This is a genomic window from Micromonospora costi (assembly GCF_003626655.1).
GTDB lineage: Bacteria > Actinomycetota > Actinomycetes > Mycobacteriales > Micromonosporaceae > Micromonospora > Micromonospora costi.
Map to the genome: position 1 here is coordinate 980,099 of NZ_RBAN01000001.1, position 19,983 is coordinate 1,000,081.

General features: G+C 74.1%; 18 protein-coding genes, 1 pseudogene and 1 riboswitch. Of the genes and pseudogenes, 5 read left to right on the forward strand and 14 right to left on the reverse strand.

All coding sequences use genetic code 11. The features are described from left to right. Window positions 1-221: 221 nt before the first annotated feature. The 4 genes and pseudogenes from D7193_RS04405 to D7193_RS04420 form a co-directional block, all read right to left on the reverse strand. A pseudogene (locus D7193_RS04405) lies at window positions 222-734 on the reverse strand (CinA family protein); the annotation flags it as partial. Window positions 735-921: 187 nt separating this feature from the next. Next, entirely contained in the window at window positions 922-1,515 is a 594-nt protein-coding gene (pgsA, locus tag D7193_RS04410) for a CDP-diacylglycerol--glycerol-3-phosphate 3-phosphatidyltransferase (protein ID WP_120778045.1), read from the reverse strand. 68 nt (window positions 1,516-1,583) lie between these two features. Beyond that, the gene (rimO, locus tag D7193_RS04415) at window positions 1,584-3,083 is read right to left on the reverse strand and encodes a 30S ribosomal protein S12 methylthiotransferase RimO (RefSeq protein ID WP_120778046.1); all 1,500 of its coding nucleotides are present in this window, start codon (window positions 3,081-3,083) and stop codon (window positions 1,584-1,586) included. A 112-nt stretch (window positions 3,084-3,195) separates the two neighbouring features. After that, window positions 3,196-4,119, reverse strand: a complete 924-nt coding sequence (locus D7193_RS04420) for an ornithine cyclodeaminase family protein (protein WP_120779259.1) — start codon at window positions 4,117-4,119, stop codon at window positions 3,196-3,198. Window positions 4,120-4,209: 90 nt separating this feature from the next. Next, window positions 4,210-4,277: riboswitch (guanidine-III (ykkC-III) riboswitch) on the forward strand. A 64-nt stretch (window positions 4,278-4,341) separates the two neighbouring features. Here D7193_RS04420 and D7193_RS04425 point away from each other — a divergent pair. Beyond that, a complete protein-coding gene (locus D7193_RS04425) occupies window positions 4,342-4,656 on the forward strand; it encodes a DMT family transporter (RefSeq protein ID WP_120778047.1) in 315 nt (104 codons plus the stop codon). A 70-nt stretch (window positions 4,657-4,726) separates the two neighbouring features. Here the strand turns inward: D7193_RS04425 and D7193_RS04430 are convergent, their stop codons facing one another. Together D7193_RS04430 and D7193_RS04435 are read right to left on the reverse strand one after the other, a co-directional pair. Further along, on the reverse strand, window positions 4,727-4,864 hold the full coding sequence (locus D7193_RS04430) for a VOC family protein (RefSeq protein ID WP_120778048.1): 138 nt from the start codon (window positions 4,862-4,864) through the stop codon (window positions 4,727-4,729). Next, window positions 4,857-7,313, reverse strand: coding sequence for an FtsK/SpoIIIE family DNA translocase (locus D7193_RS04435; protein WP_120778049.1), 2,457 nt, complete (start codon window positions 7,311-7,313; stop codon window positions 4,857-4,859). Before D7193_RS04435 ends, D7193_RS04430 begins: the two co-directional genes overlap by 8 nt. Before the next feature lie 112 nt (window positions 7,314-7,425). On the opposite strand from D7193_RS04435, the gene D7193_RS04440 reads away from it, so the two are divergent. Together D7193_RS04440 and D7193_RS04445 are read left to right on the forward strand one after the other, a co-directional pair. Beyond that, window positions 7,426-7,905 (forward strand): type III secretion system chaperone family protein, encoded by a 480-nt coding sequence (locus D7193_RS04440; protein ID WP_120778050.1) that lies wholly within the window; start codon window positions 7,426-7,428, stop codon window positions 7,903-7,905. Window positions 7,906-8,003: 98 nt separating this feature from the next. Continuing rightward, window positions 8,004-9,599: a type III secretion system chaperone family protein gene (locus D7193_RS04445; protein ID WP_241562898.1), complete on the forward strand. Its 1,596-nt coding sequence runs from the start codon at window positions 8,004-8,006 to the stop codon at window positions 9,597-9,599. A gap of 29 nt (window positions 9,600-9,628) precedes the next feature. Here the strand turns inward: D7193_RS04445 and D7193_RS04450 are convergent, their stop codons facing one another. The 5 genes from D7193_RS04450 to D7193_RS04470 all read right to left on the reverse strand — a co-directional run bounded on the left by D7193_RS04450 (window position 9,629) and on the right by D7193_RS04470 (window position 15,403). Next, the gene (locus D7193_RS04450; protein ID WP_120778051.1) at window positions 9,629-11,317 is read right to left on the reverse strand and encodes a ribonuclease J; all 1,689 of its coding nucleotides are present in this window, start codon (window positions 11,315-11,317) and stop codon (window positions 9,629-9,631) included. 52 nt (window positions 11,318-11,369) lie between these two features. After that, on the reverse strand, window positions 11,370-12,296 hold the full coding sequence (dapA, locus tag D7193_RS04455) for a 4-hydroxy-tetrahydrodipicolinate synthase (RefSeq protein WP_120778052.1): 927 nt from the start codon (window positions 12,294-12,296) through the stop codon (window positions 11,370-11,372). Window positions 12,297-12,342: 46 nt separating this feature from the next. Further along, entirely contained in the window at window positions 12,343-13,086 is a 744-nt protein-coding gene (gene thyX / locus D7193_RS04460; RefSeq protein WP_120778053.1) for an FAD-dependent thymidylate synthase, read from the reverse strand. A 531-nt stretch (window positions 13,087-13,617) separates the two neighbouring features. Beyond that, window positions 13,618-14,184 (reverse strand): DUF2752 domain-containing protein, encoded by a 567-nt coding sequence (locus D7193_RS04465; RefSeq protein WP_377456401.1) that lies wholly within the window; start codon window positions 14,182-14,184, stop codon window positions 13,618-13,620. Continuing rightward, the gene (locus D7193_RS04470; RefSeq protein WP_120778054.1) at window positions 14,174-15,403 is read right to left on the reverse strand and encodes a winged helix-turn-helix domain-containing protein; all 1,230 of its coding nucleotides are present in this window, start codon (window positions 15,401-15,403) and stop codon (window positions 14,174-14,176) included. The genes D7193_RS04465 and D7193_RS04470 overlap by 11 nt, the downstream gene beginning before the upstream one ends. A gap of 80 nt (window positions 15,404-15,483) precedes the next feature. Here D7193_RS04470 and D7193_RS04475 point away from each other — a divergent pair, with 80 nt between their 5' ends. Then, window positions 15,484-16,038, forward strand: coding sequence for a GNAT family N-acetyltransferase (locus D7193_RS04475; protein WP_120778055.1), 555 nt, complete (start codon window positions 15,484-15,486; stop codon window positions 16,036-16,038). Here the strand turns inward: D7193_RS04475 and D7193_RS04480 are convergent. Then, window positions 15,937-17,214, reverse strand: a complete 1,278-nt coding sequence (locus tag D7193_RS04480) for a glycosyltransferase family 87 protein (protein WP_120778056.1) — start codon at window positions 17,212-17,214, stop codon at window positions 15,937-15,939. The genes D7193_RS04475 and D7193_RS04480 overlap by 102 nt on opposite strands. A gap of 35 nt (window positions 17,215-17,249) precedes the next feature. On the opposite strand from D7193_RS04480, the gene D7193_RS04485 reads away from it, so the two are divergent. Further along, window positions 17,250-17,855, forward strand: a complete 606-nt coding sequence (locus D7193_RS04485) for a GNAT family N-acetyltransferase (RefSeq protein ID WP_120778057.1) — start codon at window positions 17,250-17,252, stop codon at window positions 17,853-17,855. A 46-nt stretch (window positions 17,856-17,901) separates the two neighbouring features. Here the strand turns inward: D7193_RS04485 and D7193_RS04490 are convergent, their stop codons facing one another. Both D7193_RS04490 and D7193_RS04495 read right to left on the reverse strand, forming a co-directional pair. Further along, entirely contained in the window at window positions 17,902-18,795 is an 894-nt protein-coding gene (locus tag D7193_RS04490) for a carbohydrate ABC transporter permease (RefSeq protein ID WP_120778058.1), read from the reverse strand. A gap of 1 nt (window position 18,796) precedes the next feature. Continuing rightward, window positions 18,797-19,918, reverse strand: a complete 1,122-nt coding sequence (locus D7193_RS04495; protein WP_120778059.1) for a carbohydrate ABC transporter permease — start codon at window positions 19,916-19,918, stop codon at window positions 18,797-18,799. Between the last annotated feature and the right edge of the window lie 65 nt (window positions 19,919-19,983).

The following is a 19,983-nucleotide window of genomic DNA, read 5'->3' on the forward strand; positions in this document are numbered from 1 at the left end:
CCCGACCATCGGAGCCTTCCCGCAACCGTACCCGCTGCCGGCCCCGGCGACATCCCGCCCCGCCCGTCGGATCCGTTACGGCCGCGCTCCGGCGCCCCTCAGCGGTGGCCGGCACCGGCGCCGGCGGTGTCGCCCGCGTCACGGCGGGCCTCCCCGTCCAACTCGCCGTCGGCGCCGGCGTCGTGGGCGCGGACGCCGTCGGCGGCGTCGGCGTCCTCGTCGGCGGCGTCGGCCTCGTGGATCCGCTCGGCGAGCAGCCGCAGCGCCTCGACCACGGCGGCGGAGCGGATGTGGTCACGGCCGCCGTCCAGGTCGAGCTGCCGCACGGTGGTGCCGTTCGGCCCGGCGGTCGCCACGTAGACCAGCCCGACCGGCTTCCCGTCCTGCGGCTCCGGCCCGGCCACACCGGTGGTGGCCAGGCCCCAGTCGGCCCCGCACCGACGCCGGCCGCCCTCGGCGAGCGCCACGGCGACGTCCGGGTCGACGGGGCCGCGCTCGTCCAGCAGCCCGGAGGGTACGCCCGCCAGTTCCGCCTTCAACTCGGTGGCGTAGACCACGAGTCCACCCCGGTAGACGCCGCTCACGCCGGCGATCTCCACGATGCTGGCGGCGAGCAGGCCGCCGGTGAGCGACTCGACGGTGGCCACCGTCTCGTGCCGCTGGGACAGGCTGTGCACCACTCCCGCCGCCGGGCTACCGACCGGCCGCTCCCCGTTTGCGTCGCTCTCCACCATGCCCCCATCCTTCCCCGCCACCACTCCCACAACCATCCCCACCCCCGCCCTGCCCCCGACCCCTCTCCCCGCCGATCTTGCACTTTCGGCCCGGGCAAAGGCCCCTGTCGGGGACAAAACAGGGGCAGAAACTGCAAGATCGCGGGGAGGGTCGGGGGGGACGGAGCCCCGAGGGCCGCGGGGCGGGTCAGGGTTTGGGGCGGCGGAGGCGGAGGGCCTGGGCCACGTAGTCGAAGCCCGTGACGACCGTCACCACGACGGCGGCGCCCATGATCCAGGGGCCGATCGGGGCGAGCGTGGGCGGCATCGGCCAGAGGTACCAGGCGATGGCGAGGATCTGCAGCGCCGTCTTGATCTTGCCGCCGCGGCTGGCCGCGATGACGCCGTGCCGGATCACCCAGAACCGCAGCCCCGTGATGCCCAGCTCGCGGACGAGGATGGCCGCGGTCACCCACCAGGGCAGCCGGTCGTACCAGGACAGCAGCACCAGGGCGGCGCCCGTGAGCGCCTTGTCGGCGATCGGGTCGGCCACCTTGCCGACCGACGTGACCAGCCCGAATCGGCGGGCGATCCAGCCGTCGACCAGGTCGGTTGCCGAGGCCACCGCGAAGATCAGGCAGGCGGCCATCCGCCAGCCCGCGTGCGTCATCGCGGAGACGACCACCGTGGCCCCGAAGACCGGTACGAGCACCAGCCGCAGCGCGGTCAGGGCGTTCGCGGCGTTGAGCAGCGGCACACGACCGACCACCCGGGCCGGCGTGGACTCGGTCGCCCCGGTCACCGGCTCGGCCCGCCGTGGCGTTCCCGCTGTCCCACCGCGTGGCCTCCCCGCTCCGTCCGGGCCCGCCGTCACCGTGCCGCGCCGGGCGCCGCCGAGATCATCTCATCCGGCACCGCGATCAGATCCACCCCTTCGGTGGCTGTCACCGTGGCGCGTACCAGGTCACCGGGTCGCAGCGCGGCCAGGTCCACGCCGCCGCCCTCCGGGGCGACCAGCGTGGTGGAGCCGTCCACCTCGGGCGCCTGGTGCGCCGCCCGACCCTCGACGATCCCGTCGGCCACGGAGTCCACGAGCACCTCGACCGTCGAACCGAGCCGCTCCTCGGCCCGCTGCGTGCAGAGTTCGTCGGCGAGGGCGCTGAGCTTGTCGTACCGGCGCTTGATCGTCGCGGCGGACACCTTGCCGGGCAGCCCGGCGGCCTCGGTGCCGTCCTCGTCGCTGTAGTCGAACACGCCGATCGCGTCGAGGCGCGCCTCGGTCAGGAACCGGACCAGCTCGCTGACGTCGGCCCGGGTCTCGCCGGGGAAGCCGACGATGAAGTTGCTCCGCGCGCCCGCCTCCGGGGCGAGCGCGCGGGCGCCGGCCAGCAGTTCGAGGAACCGGTCGGTGGAGCCGAAGCGCCGCATCCGGCGCAGCACCGGCTCGCTGGAGTGCTGGAACGACAGGTCGAAGTAGGGGGCGACGCCGGGTGTCGTGGCGATCGCCTCGACCAGGCCGGGCCGGGTCTCGGCGGGCTGGAGGTAGCTCGCCCGTACCCGCACGATCCCGTCGATCGCCGCGAGCTGCGGCAGCAGCTTCTCCAGCGCCCGCGGGTCGCCCAGGTCCTTGCCGTACGAGGTGGAGTTCTCGCTGACCAGCACCAGCTCCCGGACACCGGTCTTGGCCAGCCACTCCGCCTCGGCGAGCAGCTCGTCGGGCGTACGCGACACGAACGCCCCGCGGAACGCGGGGATCGCGCAGAACGCGCACCGGCGGTCGCAGCCACTGGCGAGCTTGAGCGACGCGACCGGGCCGCTGTCGAGCCGGCGGCGGAGCACCTGGCGCAGGTGGGCCGGGGTGTGCGCGTCGGTCTCGACGGTGACGCGGGTCGGGGTGCCGTGGCCGGGGAGCGACACGGCCGCCTCGCGGCGCTTGACCGGGGTCAGCGGGAGCAGCTCGCGCCGGTCGCGCGGGGTGTGCGCGGCGACCTGCTCGCCGGCGAGCACCGCGTCCAGCCGGGCCGCGATGTCCGGGTAGTCGTCGAAGCTCAGCACCGCCTGCGCCTCGGGCAGGCTGTCGGCCAGCTCCCGGCCGTACCGCTCGGCCATGCAGCCGGCCGCGACCACCTTGGCGCCCGTGTCGGCGGCGGCGAGCAGCGTCTGGATCGAGTCCTGCTTGGCCTTCTCCACGAAGCCGCAGGTGTTGACGACCACCACGTCGGCGCCCTCGCCGTCGGTGGTGACCTGCCAGCCGTCGGCGTGCAGCCGGGCGGCCAGTTCCTCCGAGTCGACCTCGTTGCGGGCGCAGCCCAGGGTCAGCAGGGCGACGCGGCGGCCCTCAGCGGTGGGACGGGAGGTGGCAGACACCATCCGAGGGTACCGGGCCGGCCGGGAGCGCCCGCGCACGGCGGGCCGCCGGCATCGGCCGGCTCACATCCGGGCGCGACGCGCGGTCGCGGCCACGTCCCGGGGCGGGCCGCGCTCACACGGCCGCGGCGCCGACCCGGACGAGGCGGTCGAGCAGGAAGACCTCGGTGCCCGCGAGGCCGACCGAGCAGAAGACCGAGATCTGCTCCGGGTCGGTGCGGCCGACCTCGGCGCCGGCGAGGACCGCGCCGAGGTCGCGCAGCCGATCGGCGTACGGGGGCTCGGCGGCGAGCATCGGCGGGGCGTACGCGCACGCCTGGGCCGGCGAGTCGGTGGCCAGGACGTCGGCGGCGGCGAGCAGGTCCGGCCCGAACTCGGCGCGGTCCCGCTGCTTGAAGCCGACCGCGTTCACGTGCGTGCCCGGGCTGAGGTGGGCGGCGTCGAGCACCGGGGTGGGGCTCGTGGTGGCGAGCACCACCACGTCCCGGCCGGTCACCGCGGCGGCCGGGTCGTCCACGGCCCGCGCCACGACGCCCAGTTCCGCGTCGACCCGCGCCGCGAACGCCTCCCGCCGGGCGGCCGAGCGGCTGTACACGGTCACCTCGCGCAGCGGTCGCACCGCGGCGGCCGCCCACACCTGCGTCCAGGCCTGCCGGCCGGAACCGATCACGCCGAGCGTCGTGGCGTCCGGCCGGGCCAGGGCGTCGACCGCCACCCCGCCCAGGCCGCCGGTGCGCCGGGAGCCCAGCTCCTCGCCGACGGCGACGGCCCGCACCGCGCCGCTGCGCCCGTCGTGCAGGACGACGAGCTGCTGCGACTCGGGATGACCGAACGTGTCGTACGAGCGGTAGCCGTACCACTCGCCGGTGAGGTGGCCGGCGGTCAGCACCATCCGCCCTCCGCCCAGCGACGCCGAGGCCCGCGGCGGGGCGACCAGGCGGCCGTCGTACGCGGCCAGCAGGGCGGCCCGCATGGCGTCGACCGTTGTCGCGGCGTCCAGCGCGGCGGTCACCTCGGTGTCGGAGAAGAGGACGGTCATGGCCGCCATACTGCAAGTTGAAGTGAGGTTCAGGTCAACGCGAGGTGGCCCGACTCACGGACCCCGGGCCGCCCCGGTGCTACCGTCGGGCCCGATGGCCAGTGCCGGCCATCCCGGACGAGCGGCGGGCGTACCCGGTCAGGCCAAGACGCCCCGACACGTACCGACCCGACTCGTCCCGGCCCCGGTGGTCCGGGCGCTCACCACAGAGGTGGAATCACCATGGCCTGGATCGTGCTCGTGTTCTCCGGACTCCTGGAGACGGCGTGGGCCGTCGCCCTCGACCGCAGCGCCGGGTTCAGCCGGCCCCTCCCGTCCGTGATCTTCGTGGTGACGCTGGTGCTCAGCATGGCCGGCCTCGCGTACGCGCTGCGGGAGATCCCGGTCGGCACCGGGTACGCGGTCTGGGTCGGCATCGGCGCGGTGGGCACCGCCCTGGTCGGCATGCTCGCGCTGAACGAGTCGTCCAGCCTGCCCCGGATCGCCTGCCTGCTCCTGGTGATCGCCGGCGTGGTCGGCCTGAGGATCTTCCACTGAGCCGCGCCCGTCCGGGCGCTCACGCGCGGCGCGCGGGCGCCCGGCCGGGCGCGCGCCTCGACCGTGCCGGTCAGCCTCGTTCGGCCACCAGCACCCGGTTGCCGTCGGGGTCGCGTACGACCGCCATCCGCTCGCCCCACGGCTGAGCGGCCGGCTCCGCCACCACGGGAACGCCGGCCGCCCGCAGCCGCTCCACGGCGTCACCCATCGCCGCCGCGCAGGCCCACCAGGACCTCCTCCAGCTCGTCGGGCTTGACCAGCACGTCGCGGGCCTTGGAACCCTCGGACGGCCCGACGACCCCCCGGGTCTCCATGAGGTCCATGAGCCGGCCGGCCTTCGCGAAGCCGACCCGCAGCTTGCGCTGGAGCATCGACGTGGAGCCGAACTGCGAGGTGACCACCAGCTCGACCGCCTGCACGAGCAGGTCGAGGTCGTCGCCGATGTCCTCGTCGATCTTCTTCTTGCCCTCCTGCGCCACGGTCAGCACGTCCGGGCGGAACTCCGGCTCGCGCTGGTCCTTGCAGAACTTCACCACGTCGGCGATCTCGCGCTCGGTGACCCAGGCGCCCTGGATGCGGATCGGCTTCGAGGCGCCCATCGGCAGGAAGAGCCCGTCGCCGCGGCCCAGCAGCTTCTCCGCGCCCGGCTGGTCGAGGATGACCCGCGAGTCGGCCAGCGACGACGTGGCGAACGCCAGCCGGGACGGCACGTTCGCCTTGATGAGACCCGTGACCACGTCGACGGAGGGGCGCTGGGTGGCGAGCACGAGGTGGATGCCGGCGGCCCGGGCGAGCTGCGTGATCCGGACGATCGAGTCCTCCACGTCGCGGGGGGCCACCATCATGAGGTCGGCCAGCTCGTCCACGATCACCAGCAGGTACGGGTACGGCCGCATCTCGCGCTCGCTGCCCGGCGGGGCCTTGATCTCGCCGTTGCGGACCTTGCGGTTGAAGTCGTCGATGTGCCGGACCCCGTTGGCGGCGAGGTCGTCGTAGCGCATGTCCATCTCGCGGACGACCCACTCCAGCGAGTCGGCCGCCTTCTTCGCGTTGGTCACGATCGGCGTGACGAGGTGCGGGATGCCCTCGTAGCCGGTCATCTCGACGCGCTTCGGGTCGATCAGCAGCAGCCGCACCTCGTCCGGGGTCGCCCGGGTGAGGACCGACACGAGCAGCGAGTTGAGGCAGGACGACTTGCCCGCGCCGGTCGCGCCGGCGATCAGGATGTGCGGCATCTTGGCCAGGTTGGCCACCACGAAGCCGCCCTCGATGTCCTTGCCCAGGGCCACCACCATCGGGTGGTGGTCGCTGGTGGCGGCCCGCGAGCGCAGCACGTCGCCGAGCGCCACATTGTCCGGATCCGTGTTGGGGATCTCCACCCCGACCGCGCTCTTGCCCGGGATGGGGCTGAGGATCCGGACGTCCGGCGACTTCACGGCGTACGCGATGTTGCGGGAGAGCTGGGTGATCCGCTCGACCTTGACGCCCGGCCCCAGCTCGACCTCGTAGCGGGTGACTGTCGGGCCGCGGGTGAAGCCGGTGACCGCCGCGTCCACGTCGAACTGATCGAAGACGCCGGTGAGCGCCGCGATCACCTCGTCGTTGGCCTTGCTCCGGGACTTCGGCGCGGCACCGGTGCTCAGCAGGTTCGCCGGCGGCAGCGTGTAGTCGCCCGCGAGGCCGGTCAGCGCGAGCTGCTCGGCCCGGGTGGGCAGCGGCGAGTGCTCGGGCGGCTCGACCGGCTTGCGGCTGGCCGGCACCTTGCTCGGCGGCGTGCGGGTGAGGACCAGGGTGTCCTGCAGGTCGACGCCGTCGAGGTCGTCGGAGAAGGCGTCCGGGTCGACGGGCGGTGGCGTCCGCTTGGCCGGCCGCTTCCGCGCCGGCTTGGCCGGGGCCTCCTCCTCGTCCTGGCCGGACGGTGGGGCCACCAGCGTGCCGGCCAGCAGGCCGAGCCGCTCCGGGATCTTGTTGATCGGCGTGGCGGTGACCACCAGCAGGCCGAAGAGGAGCAGCAGGATGAGCAGCGGCATGGCGACCCACGCGGTGACCGCCCGCTCCAGCAGGCTGCCGACGCCCGCCCCGATGAGACCGCCCGCGTAGTCGCGCTGCACCGGGTCGACCGGGTTCTGCCCGATGTGGAGCATGGCCGCCGTGGCGACGAGCATCGAGCCCCAGCCCACGAGCCCGCGCCCGCGGTGCTCCGCCTCGGCGGACTGGCGCATCAGCCGCCACGCGCCGATGCCGAGCAGCACCGGCACCACCACGGAGATCGCGCCGAGGAAGAGCCGCACGGTGTCGGCCAGCCGGGCCCCGACCGGGCCGGCGCCGGAGAACCAGATCCCCACGGCACTGAGCAGGGCGAGGCCGAAGAGCAGGAGCCCGGCGCCGTCGCGGCGGTGCTCCGGGTCCAGGTCCCGGGCCGTGGCGGCCTGCCGGCCGGCCGCCCGCACCGCCCAGCCCACGCCGTGTGCCAGCCCCATCCACAGCGCGCCGACCGCGCGTCCGACGTAGACGGCGGGACCGGGACGGGCCGCGCGGGTGCGCCGCCGCACGGGCGCGCGCGTGGTCTTCTTCGCCGGCTGGCGGGCACGGCTGTTCGCCGCGCCGCGCGGCGACGCGCCGCGCCGCCGGCTCGCCTGAGAGGTACGGCCCGCCATAGCATCACCGTAACGGCGCGACCCGGTGGATCGCCGCTTTCCGGGTCGTGTCCGCGCGTCGCAGCACGGACTTCGCCGCATGCCGTGATATCTGCCTCAGAAGGGATGCCCGATGGCGTCGCCGGGATTCGAGGACGGTCCGGACGACCCCCTGACCGGGCACCCGCGACACCTGCGACCGCTGACCGGCGAGCTGATCGCCGCGGTGCTGGGCAACCGGGGCTACACGGTCGCCGCCGACGCCGAGGGCGACCTGGTCGGCCGCTGGGACGACAACCTCGTCTGGTTCCTGCGGCTGGGCGAGGCCGGCGAGCTGCTCCAGATCCGCACCATGGTCGCCCCGACGTTCCCGATCGAGCGGGTGCCCGCGCTGCACGAGTTCTGCAACACGTGGAACCACGACCGGCTCTGGCCGAAGGCGTTCGTCCACGTCGACGACGACGGCCGTGCGCGTGTCTGCGGCGAGGTGATCGCCGACCTGGAACGTGGCGTCACCCCGCACCAGCTCGACCAGCTGCTCGACTGCGGCATCTCCACCGGCTGCCAGCTCGCGGCCGCCGTCGGACGGCTGCCCGGCGGGGTGACCTCGTGACCGGCCGGGACGAGCGGCGCGGCGGCGGCCCGGGCAGTGACGGGAAGCGGCGGGGCCCGGGCGGTGACGGCGGGCGGCGCGGCGGCCGGCTGGCCGACCTGGACCTGATCGGCCGCAACCGCCCGCCGGCGGCCCGGAACCGCGAGCTGGTCGCCGCGCTCGCCGACGCCCGGGATCTGCCCGACGGCCCGGCCCGCCTCGTCGAGCTCGAACGGATCGCCGCCCAGGCCGACGCGGCCCGCGACGACCGTTCGGCCGTCGACGCCCGGCTCGCGCTCGTCGAGGCCGCCCTGCTGCACGGCGACCGGTGGCGGCTGGTCGAGCCGGTGCGGCGTTGCCTCGCCGTCCTCGACCGCCGCCCCGACCTGTTCACCGACGCCGAGGTCGACCTGCTGACGCGCTACCAGCGGTTCGCCGTGGAGGCGCTGCTGGGCACCCCGCGGGTCGGGCTCGACCAGGCGCGGGCCGTCGACGACCTGGCCCGGCGTGTGGGCCCCGACGCCGAGGCGGTGGCCGAGCTGCGCTGCCGGGTCGCCGACCACCTGGGCGACGAGCCGGCCGCCCGCGAGTGGTACGACCGGTGGGCGTCCGCCGAGCCCGGCCCGGCCGGCGGTTGCCCCGGCTGCGCGCCGGCCCGCCGGGCGGAGCTGCTCGCCGGGTGGGGTGAGCACGCCGCCGCCCTGGCCGAGCTGCGGGCGGCGCTGGACGGCGCCGTCGACTGCACCGACCAGCCCGAGCGGTCCCTCACGGCGGCGCTGCTGCCCTGGCTGCGGACCGGCGAGCCGGAACGGGCCGGCGCGGCGCACGTGCGCGCGTACCGCCGCCACCGCGGTGAGCGCAGCGCCTTCCCACACCTCGCCACCCACCTGCGGTTCTGCGCGCTCGCCGGGCATCCGGGGCGCGGTCTGGACCTGCTCGCCGAGCAGCTGCCCCGGCTCGACCACCCGTACGACGACCTCTCCGTCATGGAGTTCGCCGCCGCCGGGGCGCTGGTGTGCGGGCTCGCGGTGGAGGCCGGGCTGGGCGGGCGCACCGTGCACCGGCCGGCGTACGGTGACCGTCCCGCCGCCGACCTCGACGTCGCGACGCTCGGCGCCGTGCTGCTGGCCCTCGCCACCGAGCTGGCCGGCAGCTTCGACGCCCGCAACGGCACCGGCCACCAGTCCGGCCGGATGGCCGCCTGGCTGGCCGAACGACCGGTGGGTGGGCCCGTGCCGCTGCCCGCCGACGACGGCTCGGCGGACGACGACGGCGACCCGGGACCGGATGATCCGGAGCCCGCCGAGCGGGAACCCGCGCCGCTCACCCTCGCGCTCATCACCGCGGCCCTGGACCGCCGCGGCGACCGGTACGCGGTGGACGCCGGCGCGACGGTGGTCGGCCGGTGGGGCGACGCGGTGATCCAGTTCCGCCAGCTCGGCGAACGCGGCGAGATCCTGCACGCACGGGCGCTGGCGACCCGGCGGCTGCCGGTCGGCCGGCGGGCCGAGGCGTACGCCTTCTGCAACGCGTGGAACCACGACCGGCTGCTGCCCAAGGCGTACGTGCACGACCTCGGCGACGAGCTGGTGCTCGCCGGCGACGTGAGCACGGACCTCGCGTACGGCGTGGCCCCGGCGCAGCTCGACGTGCTGCTGAACGCCGCCGTCACCACCGGCGTCGCGTACGCCGAGGCGGTCGCGGCCCTGCCCTGAGCACCGGCGGGGCCGCGACGGCGCCGGTGTCAGACCTCGACGACCGTGGGCACGATCATGGGCCGGCGGCGGTACGCGTCGTTGACCCAGCGCCCCACCGTCCTGCGGACGATCTGCTGGAGCTGGTGCGGGTCGGTGATGCCGTCCGAGGCGGCCCGGTTGAGCGCCTCGGTGACCAGCGGGATCACGCCGTTGAACGCCTCCGGGTCCTCCGAGAAGCCCTTCGCGGAGACGGTCGGGCCGGCGACCACCTTGCCGGTGACCGAGTCGACGACCACGGTGGCCGCGATGAAACCGCCGTCGCCGAGGATCCGCCGCTCGGTGAGCAGCGACTCGCTCACGTCACCGACCGCGAGACCGTCGACGTAGACGTACCGGCTCTTCACGTGGCCGACCAGGCTGGCGCGCCCCTCGACGAGGTCCACCACGTCGCCGTCCTCGCAGAGCACCACCCGGTCGGGGGCGACGCCGGACTCCACGCCGAGGCGGGCGTGCGCCCGCAGGTGGCGCCACTCGCCGTGCACCGGCATCAGGTTGCTCGGCCGCACCACGTTGAGCAGGTAGAGCAGCTCGCCGGCCGGAGCGTGACCGGAGACGTGGACCTTCGCGACGTCCTTGTGCACGACCACCGCGCCGGCCCGGGCGAGCCGGTTGATCACTCGGTAGACGGAGGTCTCGTTACCCGGGACCAGCGACGAGGCGAGCACCACGGTGTCGCCGGGGGCGATGGTGATGTGGCGGTGGTCACCGCTGGCCATCCGGCCCAGGGCGCTCATCGGCTCGCCCTGCGAACCGGTGGACATGAGCACGATCCGCTCCGGCGGCATGGTGGTGGCCTCCTCCAGGCCGACGACCAGGCCGGGCGGGATGTTGAGCAGCCCCAGGTCCCGGGCGATGCCCATGTTGCGCACCATCGAGCGGCCGATGAGCGCCACCTTGCGGCCGTGCTCGGCGGCCGAGTCCATGACCTGCTGGACCCGGTGCACATGCGAGGCGAACGACGCCACGATGATCCGGCCGCGCGCCTTCTGGAAGATCGAGTCGAGGACCGGCCCGATCTCCCGCTCGGGGTTCACGAAGCCGGGGATCTCCGCGTTGGTGGAGTCCGACAGCAGCAGGTCCACGCCCTCGGCGCCGAGCCGGGCGAAACCGGCCAGGTCGGTGATCCGGCCGTCGAGCGGAAGCTGGTCCATCTTGAAGTCGCCGGTGTGCAGCACCAGGCCGGCCGGCGTACGCACGGCCACCGCGAGCGCGTCCGGGATCGAGTGGTTCACCGCGAAGAACTCGCACTCGAAGGGCCCGAGCTGTTCCCGGCCGCCCTCTCGCACCGTCAGCGTGTAGGGCTGGATCCGCCGCTCGGCGAGCTTCGCCTCGACCAGAGCGAGCGTGAACTGGGAGCCGACCAGGGGGATGTCCGGCTTGTGCGCGAGCAGGTACGGCACCGCGCCGATGTGATCCTCGTGACCGTGGGTGAGGACGATGGCCTGCACGTCGTCGAGCCGGTCCAGGATCGGCCCGAAGTCGGGCAGGATCAGGTCCACGCCGGGCTGTTCGACGTCGGGGAAGAGCACCCCGCAGTCGATCACCAGCAGCTTGCCGTCGTACTCGAAGACGGTCATGTTCCGACCGATGGCGCCGAGCCCGCCGAGCGGGATGATCCGCAGCCCACCCTCGGGCAGCGGTGGGGGGAATTCCGCCTCGATGTGCGCCTCGGTCACGCGTTCACCTCATTCTGGGACGCCGTCATCGGGCGTCCGTCGTGTCGTTCGATCATTCGGGCAGCTCCAGATCCGCCGCCGCGCAGTCGGCGCGCAGCTGGGCGATCTCGTCGTCGGTGGCGTCGACCAGCGGGGGCCGCACCGGCCCGGCGGGCAGGCCGGCGGCCGCCAGGCCGGCCTTGACCAGGATGACGCCCTGGGTGCGGAAGATGCCGGTGTAGAGCGGCAGGAGCCGACGGTGCAGGGCGAGCGCGGTGGCGTTGTCCCCCGCGTCGTACGCCTCGATCATCCGCTTGGTCAGCGCGCCGGTGAAGTGGGTGGACGTGCCGACGACGCCGACCGCGCCCACGGCGAGCGCCGGCAGGGTGAGCGAGTCTTCGCCGCTGTAGAAGGCGAGGTTCGTGCGGCTGGTCACCCAGCTGGTCGCGGTCAGGTCGCCCTTCGCGTCCTTCACCGCAACGATCCGGCCGTGCTCGGCGAGGCGCACCAGCGTCTCGGTGGCGATCGGCACCCCGGAGCGGTGCGGGATGTCGTACAGCATCAGCGGCAGGCCGGTGGCGTCGGCGACGGCCGTGAAGTGGCGCAGCAGGCCGCTCTGCGGCGGCTTGTTGTAGTACGGCGTCACCACCAGCAGCCCGTGCGCGCCCGCCTTCTCGGCGGCGGCGGCCAGCTCGATGGTGTGCCGGGTGTCGTTGGTGCCCACCCCGGCCACCACCTTGGCCCGGTCGCCCACCGCCTCCACGACGGCCCGGATGAGGCGTTCCTTCTCCGCGTCCGTGGTGGTCGGCGACTCGCCGGTGGTGCCGTTGACCACCAGCGCGTCGTTGCCCTGCTCGTCGACCAGGTGGGCCGCGAGTCGCGCGGCGCCGTCGAGGTCGAGCGACCCGTCGGAGGTGAACGGGCTCACCATGGCCGTGAGCACTCGCCCGAACGGGCGGGACACCGCCCGAGCGGGGGTGTCAGGGTGGTCGTGCGTCATGTATCCAACCTAGCGGACGACCCCGGAGAGCCCGCCGGGGAAGGGCTCAGGAGAGCTGGGCGTACGGGCTCGTCGCCACCTCCGTGCCGTCCGGCAGGGTGGTGATCGAGAAGTCCGAGAACACGTTCGGGGCCACGTTCTGCAGCTGGCGCAGGCACTCCACGGCCAGCTCGCGGATCTCCACGTCGGCCTGCTCGGTGGCGCGCATCGCGATGAAGTGCCGCCAGGCCCGGTAGTTGCCGGTCACCACGATCCGGGTCTCGGTGGCGTTGGGCAGCACGGCGCGCGCCGCCTGGCGGGCCTGCTTGCGCCGCAGCGTGGCGTTCTCCACGTCGGCGAAGCGCTGCTCCAGCCCCTCCAGCAACTCGGTGTACGCCCGGACGCTCGCCTCGGCGGCCTCGACGAACCTCTTGTGCAGCTCCGGGTCCTCGGCGATCACCCGGGGCTCGACCATGGCCGCGTCGCGCTCGGGGACGTAGCGCTGGGAGAGCTGGGAGTACGAGAAGTGCCGGTGGCGGATCAGCTCGTGCGTGAAGGAGCGGGAGATCCCGGTGAAGTAGAAGGTCACCGAGCCGTGCTCCAGCACCGACAGGTGACCGACCTCGAGGATGTGCGCCAGGTAGCCGGCGTTGGTGGCGGTCGCCGGGTTGGGCTTGCGCCACGACTGGTAGCAGGCCCGGCCGGCGAACTCGGCGAGCGCCTGGCCCCCCTCGGCGTCGGTGGACCACGGCACGTCGTCCGGCGCCTCGAAGTGGGTCCACGCGATCAACTTCACCTGGGGCTGCACCATGTCCGGCATTCCTCGGACTGTAGTGGGAGCCGCCGCCGGCCCCAAGTCGCCTCGCCCCCGTGCAACGTCGGTCACGCCGGAACCGGCCCTGCCGGACCGTGCCGGCCCGCGCCCTCTGGTGCCGGATCGCCCGCGGCGTCACCCTCTGCCGGCAGCCGTCGGGTAGGCGAACAGCAGCCTGGTTGATCGTCACGAACGAGTTCAGCTCCCTCAGGGAGCACGTCCCCAGCCCACTGTCGAGCTGCCCCAGAAGTGGGGCACCCGACGGAGGCCGGGCAGCCCGGGAAGGGTCGCCCCAGGCAGCCAGCGACACCGACAGCTACAGCGACAGCAAGAGCGACGGCTGCCCCAGATCTGGGGCAGCTCGACAGGCCCCGAGCGTGGCACCGGGAGCAGCACGAGCCCGCGGCGGGCGTCGGCGGATCGCGGGCCGGCGGACCGCGGAGGACCGACGACCAAGGGCGCAGGCCGAGGACCGAGGGCACAGGGCTGACCAACCAGGGCCCGGCCCCGGGGCGGGGGCGGCAGGCGTCAGACGTACAGCGAGGTGAAGGGCGCCCAGGGCAGGTTGCGGAGCACCGAGAAGGCCATCCAGGCGGCCAGGAAGCCGCCGATCACCTTGCTGCTGATGCGCAGCTCCGGAAGGCGCCAGCCGAACGCCTGCTGCCCCGCCCAGGCGACGAAGAGGTACGCGAGGAAGGGCAGCGCGAAGACGAACAGGAAGTGGTGCCGGGCGGCGGCCGGCAGGTCGCCGTGCACCACGTACCAGAGCGCGCGCGTGCCGCCGCACCCCGGGCAGTCCAGGCCGGTGGTGAGCTTCAACAGGCAGCTGGGCGCGGCGTCGGGCGCCGAGCGGGTGGGGTCGCTGATCAGCGTGTAGGCGATGCCGGCCGCGACGCAGCCGAGCGCGGCCAGCGGCACGGCCCACCGCGGCGAGCGGTCGTAGAGGCGCATGACGAACCGGGTGAGCCGGTCGGGCTCCGCCGCCGGGTAGGGCTGCGCCGGATCGGGCTGGACCGGATCGGGCGGCAGTGCCTGGGTCGCCGAATGCGGCGGGACGGCCGGCCCGTCAACGCTCGTCACGCGCTCACCGTACACCGGCAACGCCCACCAGCGCGGCGGCCAGCGGGCCGGCCAGGTCACCGGCGGTCGGCGGGGCCACCGCGTCGAGCCCGAGCCACCCGGCGAGCCGGTAGAGCTCGGCGGCGAGCGCCACGGCGGTCTCGCCCGGGTCGGCGCCGGGCTCCACCCAGGCGGAGGGCACCAGCAGCGCACCGGCCTTCCGGTCGGCCTTGAGGTCGACCCGGGCGGTGAAGCGCTCCCCCTGCAGGAACGGGAGCACGTAGTAGCCGTACACCCGCTGCGGGGCCGGGACGTAGATCTCGATGCGGTAGCTGAAGTCGAAGAGCCGCTCGGTGCGGTTGCGCTCCCAGACCAGCGGGTCGAACGGGCTCACGAGCGTGTTGCCGCGCACCCACCGGGGCAGCCGCGCCTGGGCGTGCAGCCACGCCGGCTGCCGCCAGCCCGCCACCGTGACCGGCACCAGCTCGCCCGCCTCGACCAGCTCGGCGATCGCCTGCCGGGCGCCGGCCAGGGGCAGCCGGAAGTAGTCACGCAGCTCCGGCTCGGCGGCCACGCCGAGCGACCGGGCGGCGACCGCCACCAGCGTGCGGTACGCCTCGGCGTCGGTCGGCGTCGGCGCGTTCAGGGCCGCGGCGGGCAGCACCCGCTCGGGCAGGTCGTAGCGGCGGGCGAAGGAGGTCGTGCGCTCGGCCGCGGCCACCTCGCCGGCCCAGAACAGGAACTCCAGCGCCCGCTTCACCGCCGACCAGTTCCACCCCCAGTTGCCGGTCTCCCGGGGCGCGTCGTGCTCGATCTCGGCGGCCGTCAGCGGCCCGCGGGCGGCCACCTCGTCGCGGACCCACGCGACCAGCTCGGGCTGCTCCTGGGCGATGCGGCGCATCCCGCCCCAGGACTCGCTGTGCGCACGGGCCATCCGCCACCGCAGCGCCGCGTGCAGGCCGACGGGGACGAGCGACGCCTCGTGCCCCCAGTATTCGAAGAGCTCGCGGGGGCGGCGGTAGGCGGCGGTGTCGAGCAGGCCCGTCGGGTAGGGACCGAGCCGGCTGTAGAGCGGCAGGTAGTGGGCCCGCTGGAGCACGTTGACCGAATCCATCTGGATCAGACCGACCCGGTCGAGCACCCGGCGCAGGTGGCGACGGGTGGGCGCGCCCGTGGGCGCCGGGTCGGCGAACCCCTGCGCGGCGAGCGCCACGCGGCGGGCCTGGGCGAGCGAGAGCGATTCCGGTGCGGCCATCGCGGGCGACCCTAGCCCAGGCGTACGACACCGCGGCGCGGATACTGGACGCAACGCCCGCCGGGGCATAGAACGGTGCGATGCGCACCATCCGCCCGGAGGAGCCGGACGACGCCGAGGCGGTCGCCCGGGTGCATGTGCACGGCTGGCAGGCCGGCTACGCCGGCGTCATGCCCGACGAGGTGCTGCGGCGGCTCAACGTGGCCGCCTGGGCGCAGCGCCGGCGCGACGTCGGTACGGCCGACCCGGAGCACCCCTTCACCACCCTGCTCGCGGAGGCGGACGGCGACGGCGTGGTGGGGTTCACCTCCTTCGGGCCGTACCGGATCGACCAGGACCGCGCGACCCTCGACCCGACCTGCGGCGAGATCCTCTCCCTCTACGTCGAGCCGGCGCACTGGGGCGACGGCACCGCCCGCGCGCTGTTCGCGGCCGCCCGGGCGGGACTGGCCGCGCGGGGCTGGTCGGCGTACCGGCTGTGGGTCCTGGAGGAGAACGGCCGCGCCCGCCGCTTCTGCGCGCGGGCCGGCCTGTCACCGGACGGAGAGAGGTCGACCTACCCGGTGCCGCTCTCCGGCGGGCGCCCGCCGGTCGGGCTGGTCGAGCTGCGGTACGCCGGACGCCTCGACGGGTGAGCCGGCCGGCGCCGCCGCGCGGCGGATCGGCACGAAGGCCAGCAGCGCGAGGCTGATCCAGACGTAGGTGTTGCTGCCCAGGAAGCCGTCCAGCCCCGTGAAGTCCCGCTCCCAGGCCCAGACGATCCGGCTGATCAGGAACCCGTACCCGACGCTCGCGGCGGCCAGCAGCAGACGCCGCCGGCGCCCGCGGGCGGGCGCGGCCATGGCGTTGTCCACCAGCAGGATCAGCGCGGGCAGCAGCCAGACCAGGTGGTGGACCCAGGTGACCGGGCTCACCAGGCACATCACGGCGCCGGTCAGGGCCAGCCCGGCGGCCTCGTCGCCGGCGGCCGCGGCGGCCCGGGACCGCCAGGCCCACAGCGCGAGCGTGCCGAGCACCAGGACCAGCCAGGCGACCGTGCTCGGGTGCTCCGGATCGAGCCGGGCGACCACCCCGCGCAGCGACTGGTTGGAGACGAACGCCAACTCCCCCACGCGGTTGGTGTTCCACAGCGCCTCGGTCCAGAACTCGCGGGAGGCGTCCGGGAACAGCGCGGCGGCCACCAGGGTCGCCCCGGCGGCGGTGGCCATCGACGTGAACGCCGCGCGCCAGCGCCGGGTCACCAGCAGGTAGACGATGAAGATGCCGGGCGTCAGCTTGATGGCGGTGGCCAGGCCGATGCCGACGCCCGCCCAGCGGTTGCCGGCCGGCAGCAGCCGGAGCAGGTCCACCGCGACGAGGAAGAGCAGCAGCATGTTGACCTGGCCGAAGTTGACCGTCTCGCGCATCGGCTCGAACGCCGCGGCCAGGCACAGCGCCACCGCGAGGGCCAGCCAGCGGGTCCACCCCGCCCGGCGGGCGATCGGGTCGACCAGCCACCAGAACAGCACCACGGTCACCGCGACCGTGGCGGTCACGCTGATGACGATGGCGACGAGCCACGGCACGTACGCCATGGGGAGCATGACCAGGGCGGCGAAGGGCGGGTACGTGAAGCCGTACTGGGTGAACGGCCGCAGGTAGTCGTAGATCTCGCCGCCGTCGCGCGCCCACCAGCGGAGCGCGCCGTAGTAGACCTGGAGGTCGAAGAAGCCGTGCCGGACGGCGGCCACGGCCAGGAAGGCGGTCACCGCGACGGCGAGCAGGACCACGCCGACGACCTCCGCGATCGTCCTTCTGGCACCCTGCGCCACCGTCGCCTCCCTCGCCCTGCGTAGGCTCACGTCCCATGGCTCTCGGGTACGTCCGCCCGGCGCGTCCGGAAGACGCCGGCGAGATCGCACGCATCCAGCTCGCGACCTGGCGGGTCGCCTATCGCCGGATCCTGCCCCGGCACGTCCTCGACAACCTGGACGAGGCGTGGCTCACGCGGCGGTGGGCCGCCGCGGTGCAGGAGCCGCCCTCGGGCGCCCACCGGGTGCTGGTCGCCGTCGAACAGGCCGAGCAATCGTATCTGGTGGGGTTCGCGGCCTCCGGTCCGGCCGACGCGGAGGCGCTCGCCCCGAACGAGCCGGCCGAGGCGCTCGGGGACGACGTCGTGGCGGTCACCGACCTGCTGGTGGAGCCACGCTGGGGGCGGCGCGGGCACGGCAGCCGGCTGCTCGCCGCGAGCGTGGACCTGTGGCGCGAGGACGGCTTCGGCCGCGCGGTGGCCTGGGCCTTCGACGGCGACGCGGCCACCCGGAAGTTCCTCGCGAGCGCCGGTTGGGAGCCCGACGGCGCCGGCCGGGCGCTCGACGTGGACGACATGCTCGTCCCGCAGCTCCGCCTGCACGTGACGCTGCCGGCCGCCGGCGAGCCGGCCGCGCCGGCGCAGGCCGCGCCGGCCGACTGACCGTCCCGGTCACCCCCGCCGGCCCGTGCCGGCGGGGGCGCGCCGGTCAGCCCTTGTCGGAGCCGTCGTTGGCGTCGCGTACGAAGTAGCGCTGGAACACCACGAAGATGATCGCGACGGGGATGGTGGCCAGCAGGGCGGCGCCCAGCTTCAGCGGGTACTGGCTGCCCTTGCCGAGCGAGCCGCTCACCAGGTCCGCGAGCCCGCGCGGCAGCGTGAACAGGTCCGGGTCCTGCACGGCCACCAGGCTGTGCGGGAACTCGTTCCAGGAGCCCTGGAACGACAGGATGGTCAGGGTGATGAGCGCCGGCTTCGCCATGGGCAGCACCACCGACCAGAAGGTGCGGAAGACGCTCGCCCCGTCGATGCGGGCCGCCTCCTCCACGCTCACCGGGATCGACTCGAAGAACTGCTTCATGATGAACACGCCGGCCGCGTCGGCGAGCAGCGGCACGATGAGCCCGGTGTAGCTGTTGTACATGCCGAGCTGGTTGAGCACCAGGAACTTCGGGATGAGCAGCACCACCGGCGGCACGGCCATGACGGCGACCACCCCGGCGAAGAGCCCGGCGCGGCCGCGGAAGGTCAGCCGCGCCAGCGCGTAGCCCGCGAGCGAGTCGAAGAACACCCGGCCCAGGGTGACCAGGACGGTGACGAGCAGCGAGTTGCCGAGCCAGAGCGGGAAGTTGGTGCCCGCGAAGATCCGCTCGAAGCCGGCCAGCGACAGCGGGTCGGGGATCGGCGAGAGCGGGTTGGCCGCCGCGTCCGGCTCGGTCTTGAAGGAGTTGCCGAGCTGGATGACGAACGGGTAGAGGAAGACGAGCCCGAAGAAGACCAGCGTCGCGTACCCCAGGATCCGGGAGACCAGGGTGCGCCGGTCGCGGCGCCGGCGCGGCGCGGGCGCCGCCGCGACCGGCGGGCGGTCGGTCAGCACGGCCATGTCAGGACCCTTCCGGTGCGCGTCGACGCCACCAGCCGCGGCGCCGCCCGACCGGGTCCCGGTCGGCCATGACCCGGCGCTGGATCAGCGTGAACACGATGATGATCAGGAACAGCACGAACGAGATGGCCGCGCCGGAGCCGTAGTCGAAGTCCCGGAACGCGGTCCGGTACGACAGGTACGCCGGCGTGAGGGTGGTCTTCGCCGGATCGCCCTGGCTCATCACGTACACCTGGTCGAAGACCTGCCAGGAGCCGATCAGGCCGAGCGTGACCACGAGGAACGTGGTCGGCCTGATCAAGGGCAGGGTGACGTGGCGGAACCGCTGCCACCGGCTCGCGCCGTCGAGCGTGCTGGCCTCGTCCAGCGTCACCGGCACGTTCTGGAGCGCGGCGAGGAACATCAGCATGAACGTGCCGGAGGTCGTCCAGATCACCAGCGTGATGATCGAGACCATGGCGACGCTCGGCCCGGAGAACCAGTCCCACCAGCTCAGGCCGAACGGGCCGCCGCCGGTCAGCGCGGCCGGCGGGGTGTCCACGCCGAGCGCGCCGAGGAGCAGGTGCAGCACGCCGCGGGAGTCGGCGAACCACTGCGGTCCGGTGACGCCGAGGAGGCCGAGCAGCTTGTTGACCGCTCCCGAGTTGGCGAACAGGAACAGGAACACCACGCTGATCGCGACCGAGCTGGTGACCGACGGGAAGTAGAAGGCGCTGCGGAAGAAGCCCTTGCCCTTCAGCATCCGGTTGTTGACCACCAGCGCGAGACCGAGGGCCAGCACGGTCTGCGCCGGCACGACGATCCCCACGTAGTAGATGTTGTTGCGGATGCTGGTCATGAAGTCGCGCCGGTCCAGGCCGTCCTCGGCGAACAGCCGGGTGTAGTTGTCCGCCCCGACGAACGGCACGTCCCCGGTGAACGGGCTGCCCTGGCCGTTCCAGTCGGTGAGGCTCACCCAGAGCGCCATCAGGATCGGCAGCAGCAGGAAGAGCCCGAGGATCACGACGACCGGCGCGACGAAGAGCCAGCCGGCGAGGTTCTCGTTGCTCCGGGTGCCGCGACCGCGCCGCCGGGGTGCCCTGCCGCGTACGGCGGCCGGCACCGCGGGTGCCTCCGTTGCCATCTCCCCTCCCTGTCCTCCAGTGGGAGGTGCGCGGGGACCCCGGGTTCCGGCCGGGGCCCCCGCAC

Bases quoted from the DNA above. Each gene is read 5' to 3' on its own strand.
- dapA (WP_120778052.1), bottom strand. From the start codon at position 12,296: ATGACGCACGACCACCCTGACACCCCCGCTCGGGCGGTGTCCCGCCCG.
- D7193_RS04470 (WP_120778054.1), bottom strand. From the start codon at position 15,403: ATGGCCGCACCGGAATCGCTCTCGCTCGCCCAGGCCCGCCGCGTGGCG.
- D7193_RS04440 (WP_120778050.1), top strand. From the start codon at position 7,426: ATGGCGTCGCCGGGATTCGAGGACGGTCCGGACGACCCCCTGACCGGG.
- D7193_RS04485 (WP_120778057.1), top strand. From the start codon at position 17,250: ATGGCTCTCGGGTACGTCCGCCCGGCGCGTCCGGAAGACGCCGGCGAG.
- D7193_RS04495 (WP_120778059.1), bottom strand. From the start codon at position 19,918: ATGGCAACGGAGGCACCCGCGGTGCCGGCCGCCGTACGCGGCAGGGCA.
- D7193_RS04425 (WP_120778047.1), top strand. From the start codon at position 4,342: ATGGCCTGGATCGTGCTCGTGTTCTCCGGACTCCTGGAGACGGCGTGG.
- D7193_RS04490 (WP_120778058.1), bottom strand. From the start codon at position 18,795: ATGGCCGTGCTGACCGACCGCCCGCCGGTCGCGGCGGCGCCCGCGCCG.
- D7193_RS04435 (WP_120778049.1), bottom strand. From the start codon at position 7,313: ATGGCGGGCCGTACCTCTCAGGCGAGCCGGCGGCGCGGCGCGTCGCCG.
- thyX (WP_120778053.1), bottom strand. From the start codon at position 13,086: ATGGTGCAGCCCCAGGTGAAGTTGATCGCGTGGACCCACTTCGAGGCG.
- D7193_RS04475 (WP_120778055.1), top strand. From the start codon at position 15,484: ATGCGCACCATCCGCCCGGAGGAGCCGGACGACGCCGAGGCGGTCGCC.
- D7193_RS04430 (WP_120778048.1), bottom strand. From the start codon at position 4,864: ATGGGTGACGCCGTGGAGCGGCTGCGGGCGGCCGGCGTTCCCGTGGTG.
- D7193_RS04420 (WP_120779259.1), bottom strand. From the start codon at position 4,119: ATGACCGTCCTCTTCTCCGACACCGAGGTGACCGCCGCGCTGGACGCC.
- rimO (WP_120778046.1), bottom strand. From the start codon at position 3,083: ATGGTGTCTGCCACCTCCCGTCCCACCGCTGAGGGCCGCCGCGTCGCC.